Below are 17,926 nucleotides of genomic sequence, written 5' to 3'. Positions count from 1 at the left end.
CCCCCGGGGCCGGGCGCCGAGGTGCGCTGCCCCACTCACCTCGCGTCACCCGCTCTCAACTCCCGCACCGCACCTCTCCGCCCTGCCCACCACGCCTGTACGCAGGCGATTCCCACCGTCACCGCCACCACGGCCAGCGCCGGCACCGCCAGCGACCAGGCGTCGGTGTGCAGCGGGGCCCGCCCCGGGGGAGCGACCGAGGGCGGCAGAGCCACTGCCGTCAGGTCCACGCCGGGGGAGAGCACGAGGGTCGCGGCCCAGCCGGTCAGGATCCCGCCCGCCGCGGCGAGCACGGCCTGGGGCAGGGACTCCAGGACCAGCAGCCGGCGGCCCTGCGGGCGGGTGAGGCCCATGGTGCGCAGGCGGGCGAGCAGCGCGATGCGCTCGGGAGCGGCACGCAGCAGTGACAGGAGGAGCGCGAGCACGGCGTAGCCGGCGCCTGCCGCGACCGCCACCGTGTAGAGGTCCTCCACACCGGACTGGAGGGGGGAGTCGACGTACCGGGCTCTCTCGTCGGCGCGGAGGCTGACCGACACCGTGTCCCCGGCCGCCTCGCGCAGGGCACGGCCGTTCGCTTGCGGGCCCGTCACCAGCAGCGCCGTCGGCTTGGCCGCCGTGGCGCTGAGGCCGGCGCGGTCCACCACCAGGAAGTCGGCGCCGGTCACCGCCGGAGTGACGTCCCGGACGAGGACGATACGTACGGTCACACTGCTGCCGTCCTCCATGCTGACGGGGAACGCAGCCGAGCCATGAGCGTTCGCCACGCTCGGGGAGGCCACGGCGGGCAGCACGGCGCCGGCCCCCGGGCCACCCCGGCTCTTCTTCAACACTCCTTCGGAGAAGGCACCGAGCCCCGTCCGCCTCGTCAGCTCCGCGTAGCCGCCGGGATCCACGCCCACCACCGGCACCGAGCGGAGCCCGTCGTTCGGCTTCGCCCGGTACGCGACACTCACCGCCGCCACGTCCCGCACGCCGGAGACCCGGCGCACCCGGTCGGTCAGCCCCGCGGGCAGGGAATCCCCCGCCGGTTCCAGCCGGGCGTCGGCCCCGACGGCGAGCAGCGCCGAGTGGTCCCGGGCCTCGCTGATGCCCGCCAGGACCGAGCCGCCGAACGAGGCCGTGGTGAGAGCGGTGAGCAGGGCCAGCAGCGGCAGCACGGCGGAGGCGGAACTGCGGCCGGCCCGGGCCAGGGACAGATGGCTCACCACACCGCGCAGCCGCCCCGTCGGGCCGGCCAGGCCACGCAGGGGAAGGGGGTAGAGGCGGACCAGCAGCAGCGCGGCGATCACCCCCACCAGCACGGGCGCCGCCGAGACCAGCTGATCGCCGGACCCGCCGGACGTGCCCTGTCGGCGCAGGGTCACCACTGCGCCGACGGTCACCGTCACCAGCGTCAGCTCCGCGACCGTACGTCGCCGGGACGGTCGTACGGACGTCACGTCCTGGCGGAGCGCGAAGACGCGGACGAGCCGGTGGGCGGCCGCTGCGCGCAGCGGGAGGACGACGCAGGCGACCACCGTGACCGCGAGGGCGGCCAGTACGGCGGGCAGGGCCCGGGCACCGGGGAGGGCCCGCACCGCCACGGCCAGGCCGAGCGCCCCGGCCGGGACGGCGACCACCGCCGTCTCCGCGAGCAGCCGGGCGGCGAGGCCCGGCAGCGAGGCACCGCGGGCGCGCAGCAGGGCCAGTTCGGTGCGGCGGCGGTCGGCGGCCAGGCCGCCCGCCATCGCCAGGACGACGGCGGCGACCGTACCGCTGCCGATCGCCGCGACCGAGATCAGCACGGAGACACCGGAGCGCAGGCGGGAGTAGGAGGCGAGCACCTCGTCGAGCTCGGTGCCGGCGTTCGTGAGGGGGTCGGTGGCTGTGCGCACCTGCTGGAGGCCGGGGCCCGACACCAGGGCGGCGAGCGCGGACTTGAGGGCGCTCAGGTCACGGTGGTGCAGGGTGTCCGGGTCGGGGGCCAGCCGCCAGTAGCGGTAGGGCCGCCCCTCGGTGCCCAGGAGCGCGGGGGCGGCCTCGGACGGCAGCAGCAGGGAGCCGAGCCAGTATCGGGGCGAGTCCGGGTCGACGGGCGTCACCCGCGTCAGCACGGGCGTGCGCAGCAGGGTGTCCGTCGCCCAGTAGGCGCCGTCCCGGTCGCGCGGGGCGACGATGCCGGTGACCCGGACGGCGAGCGCGTCCCGACCCGCACCGGGGACGTGCAGGACCGACCCCACCTTGATACGCAGGGCCTTGGCGGTGTCCGCGCTGACCGCCGCCTCCACCTCGGGCGTCGTCGCGGTGACCGTGCCGGACGCGCGCGGCAGACGGCCTTCGACCGGCCGTGCGTGGTCGGCCAGGCCCGCCTGCGCGACGAGGGCGACCCGGGCGGGCAGCCCGCTCGGCCGGGGCAGCCAGCGGTCGGGCACCTCCTGGTTGACGGACGTGGCCACGCCGTACGACGACTGGCCGCGGTCGGGGACGAAGGGGCGCCGTACCGTGCCGAGGACGCTGTCGTACTGGCGCTTCACGGTGGCGGGCCGCAGCGCGTGCTCGCGCTGGTCCTGCGGCAGGTTCGGCGGGGGCGCCGGGGCGTACAGACCGACGACGCTCCGGAAGTGGGGCACCTGTTCGACCGAGTGGCGCAGGCCCTCGTCCTCGTATCGCTCCAGCGCGCGCGGGAACGCGGCGGCCAGGCAGGCGGTCACCGCCACCAGCAGCGCGAGGGCGAGAGCGGCACCGGGGGCCGACCGCAGACGGGTACGGACCCAGGGGGCAGCGGTACGTTCCGCACGCCTGGACTGGATCACCATGTCACTCCCCCTCCCGCAGCACCTGGACCGGATCGGCCTGTCGCACTGCCGACAGCGCCACCACGACGACCGGGACGGCGGCCACGGCCGCCAGCAGGGCGGCCACCCGCAGTGGCGGCAGTACCACCAGCAGATCCGGCACCGGGCGGGCGGCCTCGCCGGTCAGGACGATGAGCGGCAGCACCGCGCGGGTCAGGGCGATGCCCAGGCCCGTGCCCACGGCCAGCGCCAGCGCGACCAGGACGCCGTGCTCGGCGGCGACGGCTCGGGCCAGCCGGCGGCGTGGGGCGCCCAGGGCACGCAGGATCGCGAACTCGGCGTTCCGCTCCCGCAGCGCCCCGGCCGTGCTCACCGAGAACCCGAGCGCGGCCAGCACCGCCGCCGCCCCGGCCGCCGCGGTGAGCGCGGTCTCCGGGCCCGCCCCGAACGGGTCGTCGCGCAGTTCGGCGGCGATCTCGTCGCGCACGACGATCTGCCCGGGATCGAGGTCGGGCCGGGAGCGCAGAGCGGTGGCGACGCCCGCGCCGTCCGAGGGCGAGTCCGGCCGCAGCCACCACTCGGTGGGCGCGAGGGCGGCACCGTAGCGCGCCTGGAGGACCCGGTTCACGGCGTGCAGATCGACGAGCACGGCGCCGCCGTCGCCCACCCCCTCCCCGCCCCGGGCCGTCGGCAGCTGCCGTACAGCACGCACGATCCGCACGGGCAGGTTCTGCCCCTCGAAGGCGATGTCCATCGTCTGACCGGGTCGGGCGCCGGCGGATGCGAGGAAGCGGTCGGTGGCGAGCGCGGCCACCTCGGTGGTCCTGGGCTGTGTCACCTGCATGCGCAGGTTCAGTGACGCCTTGAGCCGGGGCTGGTCGGACGGGACGTAGCCCGTGCCGTACACCACGGCCGGGTGCGCGGCGGCGCGGACGCGCGGGCGGGTCGGCGAGGCTCCGGGGTCGGCCGAGCCCCGCTCGGCGGTGTCGGAGGCCGCCGTCCAGGACGCCGGCAGGGGCACCTGCTGTGCCGTGCCGGCGACGGTCGTCACGGTCAGGGCGTCGAGGGTCAGGGTGTGCTGTTCCGCGTGGCCGGACGGCACGGGCAGCACGAGCTGCACCCCGGTGAACGTCAACGGGCCGTGGTTGCCCGGCAGTTCGGCAGTCAACGTGTGCGGGCGCCCGTCGGCGGGGAGGCGACCGGACGGCAACGGGTAGGGGACGCCGTGGTCGTCCTCCAGCGTCTGGGTCACGGTCGCCACGGTCTCCGTGCCCCGCACCGAACCGAGCAGGGTCGCCGTCAGCGTCAGCCGGGTCGCCCCCGCGGGCACGCGCGCACCCGCCGACTCACCCGACGGGCCCAGCCCCGCCAGCAGCCGATCGGCCGGGGCGGGCGCCAGGTCGGGGCGCAGCAGGACGGTGTCCGCCGCGTGCGCGGTGTCCAGCGCCAGCACCGTCGCCGTGCGGTCGCCGGACAGCGGCACGGTCGTCCGCACGGCGGGGGCGGCCTCGCGCACATGGGGCACGGCCGCGTAGTCCTGCGTACGGCCGAGCTCGCTCTCGCCGGCGCCCAGGACCCGCACCGATGCGCCCGCCGCGAAGTCGGCCTGGTCGCTCTGCGAGCGTTCCCAGGACGAGCCCTGGCCGATCGCCAGTACGCCGAGCGCGACGGCCAGGACGAGCAGCAGCAGGGCACCCGCACCGCGCCCCGGGCGGCGGCTGAGCTGCCAGCCGGCCAGCGCCGCGGTCAGCCCCCGCCCGCCCGTCGCCCGGCGCTCGGCGAGCCGGGCGGCCCACGGCAGCAGACGCAATGTCAGGACCGCGCCGGCCAGCAGCGCGAGGGCGGGCGCGGCGACCAGCAGCGGGTCGATGCCCAGGGCGCCGGCCGTGTCCGCGCTCACCGCGCCCGAGGTGCGGCGGTCGAGCTGCCAGTAGGCGACCCCGGCCACCGCCGACAGCCCCAGGTCCGCCCCGGCCCGCAGCGGAGCGGGCAGGGCGCGGGCGCGGGAGCTGCGGAACCCGGTCGGCGCGACCGCCGGCAGGGTCACCGCCAGCGCGCACCCCAGCGCCACGCCGGCCGCCGTCAGCCACACCCCGAGCCGTCCGCCGGCAGGCACCTCCAGCTCCAGTCCGAGCCGGGCCAGCGCCCCCCGCGCTGCCAGCAGGCGGATCAGCGGGCCTGCAAGCAGCGGGGCGATCAGCAGCGCGGGGCCGGCCAGCAGCAGCGCCTCCCGGGCGGCGAGGCCGGCGAGGGCGGTGCGGGAAGCGCCACGGGCGCGCAGCAGCCGGGTCTCGCCGGTACGTTCGGCGGCGAGCAGCCGGGCCACGAGCAGCAGCGCGCAGGCCGCGAGCAGGGCGAGCTGGAGGGCGACGACCAGGAGGGTGGAGCGGGAGACGAGCAGGGAGCGCTCGACCCGGTCGAGGACCTCGGGGAGAGCGGTGCTCGCGGTCGTCCCGCCCTCGCTGCCGTCCCCGGTGGGCAGCTTGAGCAGGGCGGCCGGTCCGGTGCGCGCGGAGGTGCGCAGGGCGTCGATGCGGTCGGCGGTGAGGCGGGCGAAGTCGGCGGAGGCGAGCCACGCCGACGGTCCCTCGCTCACCCGGCCGCCGGTGACGACGGAGGGCGCCGTCAGCAGGGGGCCGTAGGTGGTGAAGGAGGACGTCTGTACGCCCCGTCCGCCCAGATCGTCCAGCAGCCAGTAGGGGGAGGCCGGTTCGGTGGGCCGGTACACGCCGGTGACGAGGATCCGCACGGGCGGCCCGTCGAGCCGGTCGGTGACGGTGAGCCGGGCGCCCGGCGCCAGCCGCAGCCGCCGCGCGGCGGTCTCGGGTATCGCCACCTCGACGTTCGGCGTGCCCGCGCGGGGCAGACGTCCCTCACTGAGCCGCACCTGCGTGGAGTCGAGCGCCGCGAAGTGCGTGAGGTCGGGCTTGTCGCCGGGCCGGGCGGTTCCGGCCCGGCTGGTCGCGGGCAGGGCGTACGGGCCGGAGCGCACCAGCGTCCGCACGGTCACCGGCAGCCCGTCGAAGGTACGGCGCGCTCCGTCGCGTACGGCGGTGTCGGCGGCCCGGCGACGATCGGCCGCCACTTCGGCCTTGACGACCAGCGCGGCATCGCCGGCGTTGCGCCGCTGGGCCAGCGAGTGGCGCAGGGCCGCGTCGCCGAGCGCGGTCGAGTACGCGGCCAGGGCCGCCAGCACGGTCGTGGTCAGCAGGACGGTGACGAGCGCGGCGGTGATCAGCGGGCGATGCGCCCGCGCCCTCGCCAGGACGAGCGTGGCACGCCCCGAACGCAGCCCGAAACGCCCCCCGTACGTCGTCACCCGGCTTCCCCCAAGCCTCCGCTGTCACTCTTGCCCCGACCTCCCGGTGATGTTGTCAGACCGGGTGCAGTGGGGGTAAGCGAGGGAGAAGCGGGCTTGACCGGATTGTGACCGGAAACCGACGCTCCCTGACGGCCACCCGCACCCCGTTCGAGACAGCGCCGACCGCTCCGGTCGGGCGGGCGAGGTGTCCCGGGGAGGGGCTCGGTCCGGCCGGGGAGGGGTCGGCGCTGTCAGCCGCCCGCGGACCGACGCCCTCGCGCTTCCTGGCGCCGCGCGCCGTCCATGGCGGGTGCCCGCGTTCTTCAGGCGTGTCACCGGAGTCCGGACTCCGGAGGGCCGGCGGACGTATGTCGTATCGGCCAGGGGAAAATAGGTAAACGTCCCGGATGTGGATAACCCGTGTACGTCGTCAACGCATTGAGTTCTGGCGACGGGTCAGTGCCCCGTATGCGCTGTGACTATGACGGACAATGCCGCCCCTTCGGTCGGCCCCCTTGTCACCGCTTCTGAGATCGCCCGGCTGGCCGGAGTGACTCGGGCGGCTGTGTCCAATTGGCGTCGGCGCTACGAAGACTTCCCCGCGCCCGCGGCAGGTGCCGCGAACAGTCCGCTTTACGCGCTTGCCGAGGTCCAGGAGTGGCTGGACAAGCAGCGCAAAGGCCAGGAAGTGTCGCCGGAGGTCGAATTGTGGCAGGCCATGCGGGCCGCGTATGGCGAACAGATGATCGCGGGACTTGCCGCGGTGGCCGCGGTGCTGGCAGGAGAAGCCGGGCCAGGACTGGCGGATGACGTCTCCCTCCGGATGCAGGAACTCACCCGAACCGAAGAGCCGGTCGACCTCGTGAACGGACTGACGGAACGGTTCATGGACTCCGCCCGGCGGGCGGGATCGGATCAGGTGACACCCGAGCGCGTGGTGCGCGCGGTCTGCCACTTCGCCCCTGAGCTGCCGGCCGACGCCACGGTCTTCGATCCCGCCTGCGGGACAGGGGTGCTGCTCCTGTCCGTCGCCTCCGAAGCGGGGACGCATTGCCGTGGCCAGGAGACGGATGCCGGCAGCGCCCGTTTCGCGCAACTCCGCGCCGGCCTCCTGGGCCGGTCCGATGTACGCATCGTGGCAGGTGATTCACTGCGGGCGGACGCATGGCCGGATCTCAAGGCCGATCTGGTCGTCTGCGACCCACCGGCAGGTGTGACCGAGTGGGGACGAGAGGAACTGCTGCTGGACCCGCGCTGGGAACTCGGCGTTCCGTCCAAGGCCGAGGGGGAGCTCGCGTGGCTCCAGCACGCCTACGCGCACACCAAGCCCGGCGGCCAGGTCTTCATGGCCATGCCGGCCTCGGCCGCTTACCGCAAGGCCGGCCGCCGCATTCGCTCAGAACTTGTACGCCGAGGCATCCTGCGCCACATGGTCGCCCTCCCGCCAGGGACGGCGACCTCTCACGCCCTGCCCGTCCATCTCTGGTGTCTGCGGCGCCCCGAGAACACGGCGGGCACGGACACGAACCACACCGTTCGCATGGTCGACCTGACCGGCAACAATCCCGAGGGCAGCCTGGAACCACGACCCGACCAGGTCGCCGACGTACCCCTGATCGAGCTCCTCGACGACACCGTCGATCTGACCCCTGGCAGTCACCTGCGATCCCGCCACCGCGACTATCCCGGCGAGTACGCCGCTCTGCGCAAGGAGCTCGAGGACCAGATCCGCCGGCTTACCGCACTCGTGCCCGAACTCGTGGCCGGCGGCGGAACGGGTTCACTGGACGCCGCCACCATCAGCGTCGCGGATCTCGCTCGCGCCGGACTCGTCGCGTACGAGGGGCCGGAGCCGGTCTCCGCCAGCGAGCAGCTCGACACCGACTATCTGCAGGGATTCCTGCACAGCTCCGTCAACGCACGCCGCTCCACGAGCGCCAGCGGGACCTACCGCCTCGACGGCAGAGGTTCACGCATCCCCCGTATGGGCATCGACGACCAGCGCCGGTACGGCTCCGTCTTCCGGGCGCTTGCTACGTTTGAGGAGGGCATGCGCAAGGTCGACGAGCTGAGCCGGCAGCTCACCGAGATCGCCCGGGACGGCCTCGCCACCGGGGCCCTGGCGCCGCATGAGTGAAGGCCGGGCGGCCGGTCAGGCCGGGTCCGGCAGAAAGGGGCTCGGAGTCCCGCTCCACGTCACGCTCAGTGCTTCGCGAGCGCGCGTGCAGGCGACGAAGAGCAGACAGCGTTCCCGGAGCAGATCGGCGTGGTGCTGCAACGGGTCCGCCTCACGCGGCGTGATCTCACGCGCGAACGGGATCGTGCCCTCGCCTGCACCGAGAACGGACACCGCGCGGAACTCCAGCCCCTTCATCGCATGCATCGTCGCCAGTCGTATCCCCTCGGGGCGCTGTGCGACCTGCCCCTTGACCCGCAGCACCGGGATGCCGCCGGCCCTCAGTTTCTCCTCGGCCGCGTCGCCAGTCTCCGACCCGTGAGGCAGATCGACTCCCGTCTCATCCAGACCGCGGTCATCGGGGGCCGCGACTCGGACCAGGCGGTCATCCTTCCTGAACAGCCGTACAACCTGGACGAGTTCCTCCGCCAGTTCGGGAGGGACGACTTCTGGTGCGGCACGCTTCTCGGCGGCTGCGGAGAACCGCTGCGCCCCGAGCGGTACGTGACCGGAACTCGAGTCCCATCGGGCCATGGAGGCTCCACGGCTGCGGCAGCTCTGGCTTACCGGCGGTTGGCGGGTCGTGGTACCGGCGTCCGTGGCGGGGTGGGGGGCGAAGCCGTGTACGTCACGCATCGATTCGAGGGGTTGCAGGGGTGGGTGCAGATGCGGTGACGGCGCGACTGCGGCTACGGGCATGCGATGAAGCCGGCCCGGTTCCGAGACGGTCCGATGTGTGGCGAGTGACGTTTGGGCGCTGCGATCCGAGAGGACGAGGATCCACCGTTCTCGTCGGATATCAGCCGTAGGCTGTTGTGGGAAAACTAGGGGAGACCATGATTGACTACCGCAAGGCAACCGTTCCGGTGTGGACGCTGGCAACCGGTGACGTCCAGGTGCCCGCATTGGCCGGAGACGGGCCGATGACGGCTGAACGCTTGGCTGAACTGCGCAGCGTGCTGGCCGCCCTGGCCGACGAGGCGATCGCCACACTTGAGGTGCATCCGCTGCCCGACCAGCTCGACCGCAGCCGCGGTATCCCGCTCGATGCCGCGAGCCCCTTGGCGCAGAACCTGTCGCAGCTCATCACGCAGTCAGCGCGGAGTTCCTCCACGGCGGCCAAGGCGACCGCTGCCGGCGAAGGCCTGTATCGCATGGTGGTTCCGGCGAAGGTCGCTGCGCAGTTCGGTCAGGGCATTGTTTGTTCGATGGGGGCGAAGGGGTCTGCCGGTGGCATCCGCGGTGCACTCGTGAACTCGACGACGGGCCGCATCGTCGCCGGCGCGACGTTCGAGCCGGTCGGCAAAGCGGCAGCAGCGGGCGCAGTCGGTGGAGCCGGTGCGACAGCCGGTGTCGCGTTCGCCGGCAGCGCGGCGCTCACCGTGGCCGCGCCGCTCGTGCTCATGGCCGTGGCGGTGGGGGTGAGCGCGAACGCCGACTCCAAGCGCCAGCAGGCCATCGAGCACATCACAGAACTGCTGGAGCAACTGCAGGAACAGGAGCTGGAGAAGGAGTACAGCGAACTCGACGGCTGCCGCGACGCCATCGCCAAAGCCACCGCCGTTCTGCTCGACCAGGGCAAGCTCGGTGTCTCGCTGGGACTGGACTCGGCAGTGCATGCCATCAACACGGTGCTGGGCGCCGCCGACCGCCGCCTCGCCCGGTGGCAGAACGCACTCGACAAACTGCCCGACGGCAAGGCCGTCGAGATCGGCACGCTGACCAAGTCGTTCCCCGGCGTCGACGAGGACGGCGGCACGTTCCGCGCCCACCTCGAACTCGCCGCCCTGGCCATTGCGCTGAAGCGGCGGGTCAACGTCCTGCAGGCCGTCGAGCACGCCCAGAGCGACCCCGGCAACCCGTTCGAGAACTTCGTCCGCGCGCTCAAGGTCGACCAGCAGCGCCTCGACACACTGGAGTCGGGCATCGCCGGTGTCCTGCAACGCCTGTCGGCGCTGGAGCTGGCACGTCCGCAAGGTCTGCGACCCGTCTTCACGACCAGTGAAGTCGATCGCCTCATGCGCACGGCGAACCGGATCCACAAGCTGGGCGACGGCGTCATGGTCGACAGCCGCACGCCGGACGTGGCGATCGAGATCGCCCGCGACAAGGACGGCTCGGTGGTCGTGCTTCCCGCGTTGGCCGCGTAGGCGCGGGCGCGCCCGCACTCACTTGGTCTGTGGTGCGGGACTGCCCGAAACCTGGAACGCGGTTGTGGCAACGCGAGCACGACGTGCCCGATGTCTGCGGCCGTGCGCGGCCGAGCACGAGGCGACGCCCGCGCCGGCCAGGGGCCCTTGTCGCAGCTTTCCCAAGGCTCCGCTCGCTCTCACACGGAACAAGCGGGGCGAACCGGTGTCAGTCGGTCGAGGAGCCGGGTACTCCTGGGCTCTGGCTGGGGATTCCGGTCTGCTCCGGGCTCTGGGCGGGTGCGGGGATCCGGTCCGTGGCGGAGGGCGCGGCGAAGACCTCGTCGAGGGTGGTCGCGTCGATCGCGCGGTCGAACCAGAGATCCAGGACCGGCATGTCCGTACAGGTGGTGACGCGCTGTCGGGTCTCTTCCGTCAATGCCTCGCCCATCACCGTCAGTGTGCCCTCGATGTCCGGGTCGTTGCTGTGGATCCACAGGACGTCCTCCTCTGAACCTGTTCCCACTCAAGACCCCTCCCGAAGAGAGCTCCCCTCAGGTGTCAACGGCGACAACCGCCTCCAGCAACAAGCCCGGGCGGCGTGCCGCGCTGGCCTCGCTGCGGGGGAACCGGCCTTTCCAACGACTGTGGTTCTCCAATGTGTCCTTCTTCGGGGGCGTGTGGACGCAGACCCTGGTGCTCGGTTGGCTCGCGTTCGAGACGACGCACTCCGAGTTCCTCGTCGCGGTGTTCACTGCCGCGCGCCTGGCTCCGATGCTCCTCGGACCGGTGGCCGGTGCGGTCGCCGACCGGCACAACCGTGTTCGGCTGTTGACCATCGCCTGTGCGTGGGCCATGGGCGCCGTCGCAGTGGTGGCGGCACTGGCGACGGTCGGCCTGCTGCCGTACTGGGGCCTGGTCGTCGGCGGGCTGGCCATCGGCCTTGCCCAGTCACCCTCGCAACCGGCCCGGGCCTCGCTGGTTCTCGAGCTCGTGGGCCGGGAGCACCTCTCCAACGCCAACGCGCTCAACGCCATGGCGCTGAACATGACGCAGGTGATCGGCCCCGGGCTCGGCGGTGCGATGGTCGCGGTGATCGGTGCCCCTGCCGCCCTGTGGGTCTCGGCCGCTTGGTACGGCGCCTCGCTCGTACTTCTCCTGCCCCTGCGCGGGTACGGGAAGGTCGTCCACGACGAGGCCCAGTCCGTCCTGGCGATGGTGGCCGGCGGCTTCCGGAGTGTCGGACGCAACCCGCTCGCGGTGGCGGTACTCCTGGTCACGCTGGCGGCGAACACACTGCTGTGGCCGGTGTACCAGTCCTTCATGCCGGTCTTCGCCGAGGAGTCCCTCGGGCTCGACGCCGCAGGTCTCGGCGCCCTTCTGACCTGCTGCGGCATCGGGGGTCTCGTCGGCTCGCTCGTCATCGCCGGACTGGGCGACTTTCGCGGCAAGGGTGCCCTGTTCGTGGTCGGCACCGCGGTCTGGGCCGTTCTCTGGGCCCTGTTCGCCCTGTCCCACACGGTGTCGCTGTCGCTCGTGCTGATGTGCGTGATCGGCCTGAGCAGTGCGGCCTTCGGCGTGCTGCAGACCACGCTGCTGCTCTTGACGACCGACCCGGCCGTCCACGGCCGGGCCCTCGGCCTGCAGGAGCTAGCCATCGGCATCATGCCGGTCGCCACCCTCGTCCTCGGGCTGATCGCGGAACGGATCGGGGTGGCCCGTACCACCTTCGGTGCCGGCCTCGTCCTCGTCGCCGTACTCGGGCTCGTGGCTCTGCGGGTACCGGCGCTGCTGAAGTTCAGCGGCCGGAGTCCCGTTTGACCGCCCGGCCGGACGCTCGGCGTATGCGGTCGGCTTGCCCTGTGCTGCCGCCCCGGTTCCTGTCACCCACATCGGTGACCGGGACGGGCATCGTGCCCGGGTCACTGCATGGGAAGGGCGTCGATCAGGAGCGGGCCGACGCCCTCCGGCGCCTCGTGGAGGGCCTGTTCGGTCCAGATGATCTTGCCGCTGCGGGTGTAGCGGGTTCCCCAGCGCTGGGTGAGTTGGGCCACGAGGAACAGGCCACGTCCACCCTCGTCGGTGATCGCGGCCCTGCGCAGGTGGGGAGAGGTGTTGCTGCCGTCGGCAACCTCGCAGATCAGGGTGCGGTCCCGCAGCAGGCGCAGGCGGATCGGCTCGGCCCCGTAGCGGATCGCGTTTGTGATCAGCTCGCTGACGATCAGCTCGGTGATGAAGCCGATCTCCTCCAGACCCCACACCTCGAGCTGGCGGCTGGCATCGGCGCGGATGCGGGCGACGGCCGAGGGGTCCCGGGGTACGTTCCAGGTGGCGACCTGGGCGGGGTCGAGCAGGCGGGTGCGGGCTACGAGCAGGGCGATGTCGTCGCGGGGGTGGGCCGGTTGCAGGGCGTCGAAGACTGCCTGGCAGGTCTGCTCCGGATCGCGGGGCGGGGAGTGCGGGGGTTCGGTGAGGGCCTGCCGTAGCAGGGCGAGGCCGGTGTCGATGTCCCGGTCGCGGGTCTCGATCAGGCCGTCGGTGAACAGAACCAGGCTGGATCCTTCCGGCAGCAGCAGTTCCGCGGACTCGAAGGGCAGGCTGCCGCCCAGGCCCAGGGGTGGGGAGCCGGGAACGTCGGGGAGGACGACCGTGCCGTCCGGATGGACCAGGGCGGGTCCCGGATGGCCGGCCCTGGCCAGGGTGACCTGTCCGGCCACCGGGTCGTAGATGGCGTAGAGGCACGTAGCCCCGGTGATGTCCTGTTCCCCCTCTGCCACATCCTGGTCGATCCGGGTGACCAGCTCGTCGAGGTGGCCGAGGAGTTCGTCCGGGGGCAGGTCGAGGGTGGAGAAGTTGAGGATGGCGGTGCGCAGGCGTCCCATGGTCGCGGCGGCGTGCAGGCCGTGGCCGACGACGTCGCCGACCACCAGGGCTACGCGGGCTCCGGGCAGCGGGTGGACGTCGAACCAGTCGCCGCCCACCCCGGCCTGGGCGGGAAGGTAGCGGTGGGCGATCTCCAGCGCGTTCTGCTGGGGCAGGGTGCGGGGGAGCAGGCTGTGCTGCAAGGTGACGGCCATGGAGTGTTCGCGGGTGTAGCGGCGGGCGTTGTCGATGCACACCCCGGCGCGGGCGGCCAGCTCCTCGGTGACGGGCAGATCCTCTTCCTCGAACGGGCCGCTGTGTTCAGAGCGCCAGAAGGTGACCAGGCCCAGAACCATGCCCCGGGCCTGGAGCGGCACGCTGATCAGCGAACGGATCCCCAGGTCGGGCACCAGGCGGGCCAGCTCCGGTACCCGCGCAAGCCAACTGGGGGAGACGGTCAGATCCCGCTCCAGCACCGCGTGTCCGCCGGTCAGGGCCATCGCCATCGGAGTGGACGCGTCCCAGACGACGCGCTCGCCGGTCGGGGCGAACTGAGCATCTTGCCTCACGCCGCGCCAGGCGGTGCGGAGCAGAATCGCCGAGTCCTGCAGCTCGGCGCCGTGCAGCACAGGCTCCAGCAGCTCGACGGTGGCGTAGTCGGCGAAACGGGAAATGGCGACCTCGGTCAGTTCCTCCGCGGTGCGCGTCACGTCCAGGGTGGTGCCTACCCGCATGCCCGCTTCGTACAGCAGCCGCAGTCGCCGCTGGGCCCGCTCGGCCCTGCCTGCGAGCGCCCGCAGTTCGGTGGAGTCCCGCAGGGTCACCGCACAGCCCGCCTGTCCCCCGGAGAAAGGGGTGGGCCTTACGTTGACGGCCAGCAGCCGCTCCCCGGCGAAGTGCACCTGGTCGGTGACCGGCCGGTCCGCCGTCAGCAGGTCGACCATCTCCGGATCCAGTCCCAGGTCGGTGATGTGGCGCTGCTCCGCGTCCGGGGGAAGATCCAGCAGTCGCCGGGCCTCGTCGTTGGCCAGCATCAGCCGCCCGTCTCCCGTGGTGATCAGAACGCCTTCCCGGACGGCGTGCAGCACGGCGTCGTGGTGCTCGTACATGAGGGTCATCTCGGCCGGTCCGAGGCCGTGGGTCTGCTGGCGCAGCCGTCGGCTCACCAGCGCGGATCCGCCCGTGCCCAGGGCGAGCGCGACGGCGGCAGCCCCCAGCACCATCGGCACCTGCCGGTTCACCATCACGTTCACGCGCTGGACGGTGATCGCGACGGACACGGCACCGACGATCTTCCCGTCCGCCCGGATGACGGGCACGCCCGAGTCGACAGCCGGGCCGCGGGAGGTGGTGAAGGTTCTCGTGACGGTGCGGCCCTCGACCGTTTGCTGCTGGTACGGGCCGATGACGCGTTTCCCGATCAAGGAGGGGTTGGGGTGGGTGACACGGATCCCGTCGTGATTGAAGACGACGACGAAGGCGACACCGGTCTGCTTGCGGACCTGCTCGGCGCGCGGCTGCAGGATTGCGGTGGGATTGCGGGCGGTCAGTGCCTGCGCCGTCCCAGGGTCGCTCGCGAATGCCTGGGCCACCGCCAGTGTGCGTACGCGGGCGTCCTGCAGGCTGGCGCGCCGGGCCTGCAGTATCAGGGCCGCCACCGCTGCGATGACCAGGACGACCACGACCGCCGCCTGCAGCACAAACACCTGGCCTGCAACGCTGTGCCAAAGCCCCCGGACGCGCGGCCACCGGGGCGGTGCACGGCCAGGAGGCACCTGGAGTGGCTCGTGATGGGCGGGTTTGCGTCTGGGGGCTGAGGAACGCGCGCGCGGAGGGAGCGGCCAAGGCCACGAGGCTGGCGATCGCCACGAAAATCCCATCATGTTCCTTTTCTAGCATTACGTGGCTTCGGAGGTGACTTCTGGCCGGCGCGGGGAAAGATGCGCTCCGGGCCGCGGGTCTCGTCGCCCGTCGGCCCGAGTTCTCCCGCCCGATGAATCCGAAGTCGGCGAGTGCGAACGTCAGCCCGTGGCCCCACTCCGCACTCTCCCGAGCGAGCTGCAGGATCAGCTTCTTGAGTGCTGCCTTGACCGGTGGCCGACCGGTGCGGGCGCACCGGTCATGCGCTCGTTGTAGGGTGTCGAAACAGCCCTTGACCTGCAGAAAGCTGGCAGGGAGCCGTTCTCTAGGAGTCCACAATGCTGCGCACCATGTTTAAATCCAAGATCCACCGCGCCACCGTCACCCAGGCCGACCTGCACTATGTGGGATCGGTGACCATCGACGCCGATCTGATGGACGCCGCCGATCTGCTGCCCGGGGAGCTGGTCCATATCGTGGATGTCAGCAACGGTGCCCGGCTGGAGACGTATGTCATCGAGGGCGAGCGGGGTTCCGGGGTTGTCGGGATCAATGGGGCCGCGGCCCATCTGGTCCATGTCGGCGACCTGGTGATCCTGATCAGCTACGCCCAGGTGACCGATGCCGAGGCGCGGGCCCTGCGGCCGCGGGTGGTGCATGTGGACGGGGACAACCGGGTCGTGGAGCTGGGCGCCGATCCGTCCGCTCCGGTGCCGGGGTCGGAGCAGGAGCGCAGCCCGCACGCCGTCACGGTCTGACCCGTCGGCCCGCCGGGGGAGTGGCCGCCGGGCGGCCGGGTACCCGGGGAGCAGCCCATGGCCGAGGTGATCCATGGCTCATGGCTGGAGGACATGATGACGCGCCCGCTCCCCGATCCCGCACAGCCGGGACCGCCCCCCGGTCCGGGACCGACACCGGGGCCCGAGCCGGCACCCGAACCGGGCCCCGCACCGGAACCCGAACCTGAGCCTGAGCCCGTACCGCCGTCTCCCCCACCGCCCGGGCCGGGGCCGACGCCTCCGGGGCCGGGGCCGGACCGCCCGGAGCCCGGTCCGGAACCGGTGCCCGAGCCGGGGCCCGCTCCCGAGCCGCCGCCGTCGCCGGTTCCGGAGCCGCCGGGCCCGGAGCCCACTCCGGCACCCGAACCGGGCCCGCCTCTGATCTGAGGCTCCCCCCCGGCGTGGCCGGGGGAGCGACTGTGCCCGGGGGAAACCCTCCGGGCACCCGTGCACAAAGAGCGCAGCGCTACGCCCCGATCTCCGACCGGTCCCCGCCCCACAGCGTGTGGAAGGAGCCCTCCCGGTCCGTGCGCCGGTAGGTGTGGGCGCCGAAGAAGTCCCGCAGCCCCTGGGTGAGCGCGGCGGGCAGCCGTTCGGCCCGCAGGGCGTCGTAGTAGGCGAGGGCCGCGGAGAAACCGGGGGTGGGTACGCCCTGGCGGGTCGCGGTGGCCAGCACCTTGCGCCAGTCGTCCTGCGCCTGCGCGATCTCCCGGGCGAAGGCCTCGTCGGACAGCAGGCTCGGCAGGTCCGGGCGGGCGTCGTAGGCGGAGCGGATGCGGTCGAGGAAGACCGCGCGGATGATGCAGCCGCCGCGCCAGATGGCGGCCACCTCGCCGAGATCGATGTCCCAGTCGTACTCCTCGCTGCCCGCGGCGATCTCATGGAAGCCCTGGGTGTACGACACGATCTTCGAGGCGTAGAGCGCCTGTTCCACACGGTCCGCGAAGGCCGCCGCCTCGGCCTCGCCCAGCGGTGCGGGCTTCGGTCCGGCCAGGCCTCGGGAGGCGTCGCGCAGCGCGGTGTGCCCGGACAGCGAGCGGGCGAACACCGCCTCCGCGATGCCCGACACCGGTACCCCGAGGTCCAGTGCGATCTGCACGGTCCAGCGGCCGGTGCCCTTCTGTTCCGCCTGGTCCTGGATCACGTCCACGAACGGCTTGCCCGTCGCGGCGTCCGCATGGGCCAGCACCTCCGCCGTGATCTCGATGAGGTACGAGTCCAGCCGTCCGGTGTTCCAGGTGCGGAAGATCTCCGCGATCTGTGCGGGCCGGTAGCCGCCGACGTCCCTCAGCAGCTGGTACGCCTCTCCGATGAGCTGCATATCGGCGTACTCGATGCCGTTGTGGACCATCTTCACGAAGTGCCCGGCGCCGTCGGGACCGATGTGCGTCACACACGGCGCCCCGTCCGGTGCCTTGGCGGAGATCTTCTCCAGCATCGGGCCGAGAGAGGCGTACGACTCCGTCGAGCCGCCAGGCATGATGCTCGGGCCGTGCAGCGCGCCCTCCTCACCGCCGGAGATACCGGTGCCGACGAAGTGGATGCCCTGCTCACGCAGCTGCTTCTCGCGGCGGCGGGTGTCGGCGAAGTGCGCGTTGCCACCGTCGATGATCATGTCGCCGGGCTCCAGGAGCGGGGCGAACTCCTGGATCACCGCATCGGTGGGATCGCCCGCCTTGACCATGATCATCAGGCGTCGGGGTCGCTCCAGCGCCGCCACGAAGTCCTTCGCGGTCTCGGTTGCGACGAAGTCGCCCTCGTGCCCGAAGTCCTTCACGAGATCATGGGTCCGTGACGCCGTACGGTTGTGCAGGGCGACCGTATAGCCGTTGCGCGCGAAATTGCGGGCGAGATTGCGGCCCATGACCGCGAGACCCGTGACGCCGATCTGGGCTGAAGTGCTCATGACGGTTGGCTCCTAAGGGGTCCTGGAACGGGCGGTGCCTGGTTCGGTCCTGAGACATCTCGGTGGGGCTGATGCCGATCGTGCTCGTCAGTATCGCCGGACGACCATCCTGACGCGCCGATGCGACCGCCGCACATCC

9 protein-coding genes and 1 pseudogene are annotated in these 17,926 nt (G+C 72.4%); 4 read left to right on the top strand and 6 right to left on the bottom strand.

The annotated features are described in order from the left end of the window. Positions 1–35 precede the first annotated feature (35 nt). Both CP978_RS05540 and CP978_RS05535 read right to left on the bottom strand, forming a co-directional pair. Positions 36–2,795, bottom strand: a complete 2,760-nt coding sequence (locus tag CP978_RS05540) for an FtsX-like permease family protein (protein WP_043438026.1) — start codon at positions 2,793–2,795, stop codon at positions 36–38. A 1-nt stretch (position 2,796) separates the two neighbouring features. Beyond that, the gene (locus CP978_RS05535) at positions 2,797–6,093 is read right to left on the bottom strand and encodes an FtsX-like permease family protein (RefSeq protein ID WP_242647126.1); all 3,297 of its coding nucleotides are present in this window, start codon (positions 6,091–6,093) and stop codon (positions 2,797–2,799) included. Positions 6,094–6,556: 463 nt separating this feature from the next. Here CP978_RS05535 and CP978_RS05530 point away from each other — a divergent pair, with 463 nt between their 5' ends. Then, on the top strand, positions 6,557–8,212 hold the full coding sequence (locus CP978_RS05530; RefSeq protein WP_043438022.1) for an N-6 DNA methylase: 1,656 nt from the start codon (positions 6,557–6,559) through the stop codon (positions 8,210–8,212). A gap of 15 nt (positions 8,213–8,227) precedes the next feature. Here the strand turns inward: CP978_RS05530 and CP978_RS36355 are convergent. Next, positions 8,228–8,554, bottom strand: a pseudogene (locus CP978_RS36355) (3'-5' exonuclease); the annotation flags it as partial. Positions 8,555–9,087: 533 nt separating this feature from the next. Here CP978_RS36355 and CP978_RS05520 point away from each other — a divergent pair. Continuing rightward, positions 9,088–10,401 (top strand): hypothetical protein, encoded by a 1,314-nt coding sequence (locus CP978_RS05520; RefSeq protein ID WP_043438020.1) that lies wholly within the window; start codon positions 9,088–9,090, stop codon positions 10,399–10,401. 208 nt (positions 10,402–10,609) lie between these two features. Here the strand turns inward: CP978_RS05520 and CP978_RS05515 are convergent, their stop codons facing one another. Continuing rightward, entirely contained in the window at positions 10,610–10,906 is a 297-nt protein-coding gene (locus tag CP978_RS05515) for a hypothetical protein (RefSeq protein WP_043438017.1), read from the bottom strand. A 32-nt stretch (positions 10,907–10,938) separates the two neighbouring features. Here CP978_RS05515 and CP978_RS05510 point away from each other — a divergent pair, with 32 nt between their 5' ends. Next, positions 10,939–12,201: an MFS transporter gene (locus tag CP978_RS05510; protein WP_043438013.1), complete on the top strand. Its 1,263-nt coding sequence runs from the start codon at positions 10,939–10,941 to the stop codon at positions 12,199–12,201. A gap of 101 nt (positions 12,202–12,302) precedes the next feature. On the opposite strand, the gene CP978_RS05505 is transcribed toward CP978_RS05510, so the two are convergent. Beyond that, a complete protein-coding gene (locus CP978_RS05505; protein ID WP_043438011.1) occupies positions 12,303–14,948 on the bottom strand; it encodes a SpoIIE family protein phosphatase in 2,646 nt (881 codons plus the stop codon). A 492-nt stretch (positions 14,949–15,440) separates the two neighbouring features. Between CP978_RS05505 and panD the strand changes: the two genes are divergently transcribed. Continuing rightward, positions 15,441–15,860 (top strand): aspartate 1-decarboxylase, encoded by a 420-nt coding sequence (gene panD, locus CP978_RS05500; RefSeq protein WP_043438009.1) that lies wholly within the window; start codon positions 15,441–15,443, stop codon positions 15,858–15,860. A gap of 487 nt (positions 15,861–16,347) precedes the next feature. Here panD and gndA read toward each other — a convergent pair whose 3' ends face one another. Continuing rightward, positions 16,348–17,787, bottom strand: a complete 1,440-nt coding sequence (gene gndA, locus CP978_RS05495; RefSeq protein WP_043438008.1) for an NADP-dependent phosphogluconate dehydrogenase — start codon at positions 17,785–17,787, stop codon at positions 16,348–16,350. Between the last annotated feature and the right edge of the window lie 139 nt (positions 17,788–17,926).

Source organism: Streptomyces nodosus (assembly GCF_008704995.1).
Lineage (GTDB): Bacteria > Actinomycetota > Actinomycetes > Streptomycetales > Streptomycetaceae > Streptomyces > Streptomyces nodosus.
The sequence above is the reverse complement of the archived record's forward strand: the minus strand, read 5'-3'. Positions and strand labels throughout refer to the sequence as shown.

Excerpts from the sequence above, each read along its gene's own strand:
- gndA (WP_043438008.1), bottom strand. The coding sequence starts at position 17,787 with ATGAGCACTTCAGCCCAGATCGGCGTCACGGGTCTCGCGGTCATGGGC.
- CP978_RS05520 (WP_043438020.1), top strand. The coding sequence starts at position 9,088 with ATGATTGACTACCGCAAGGCAACCGTTCCGGTGTGGACGCTGGCAACC.
- CP978_RS05530 (WP_043438022.1), top strand. The coding sequence starts at position 6,557 with ATGACGGACAATGCCGCCCCTTCGGTCGGCCCCCTTGTCACCGCTTCT.
- panD (WP_043438009.1), top strand. The coding sequence starts at position 15,441 with ATGCTGCGCACCATGTTTAAATCCAAGATCCACCGCGCCACCGTCACC.
- CP978_RS05540 (WP_043438026.1), bottom strand. The coding sequence starts at position 2,795 with ATGGTGATCCAGTCCAGGCGTGCGGAACGTACCGCTGCCCCCTGGGTC.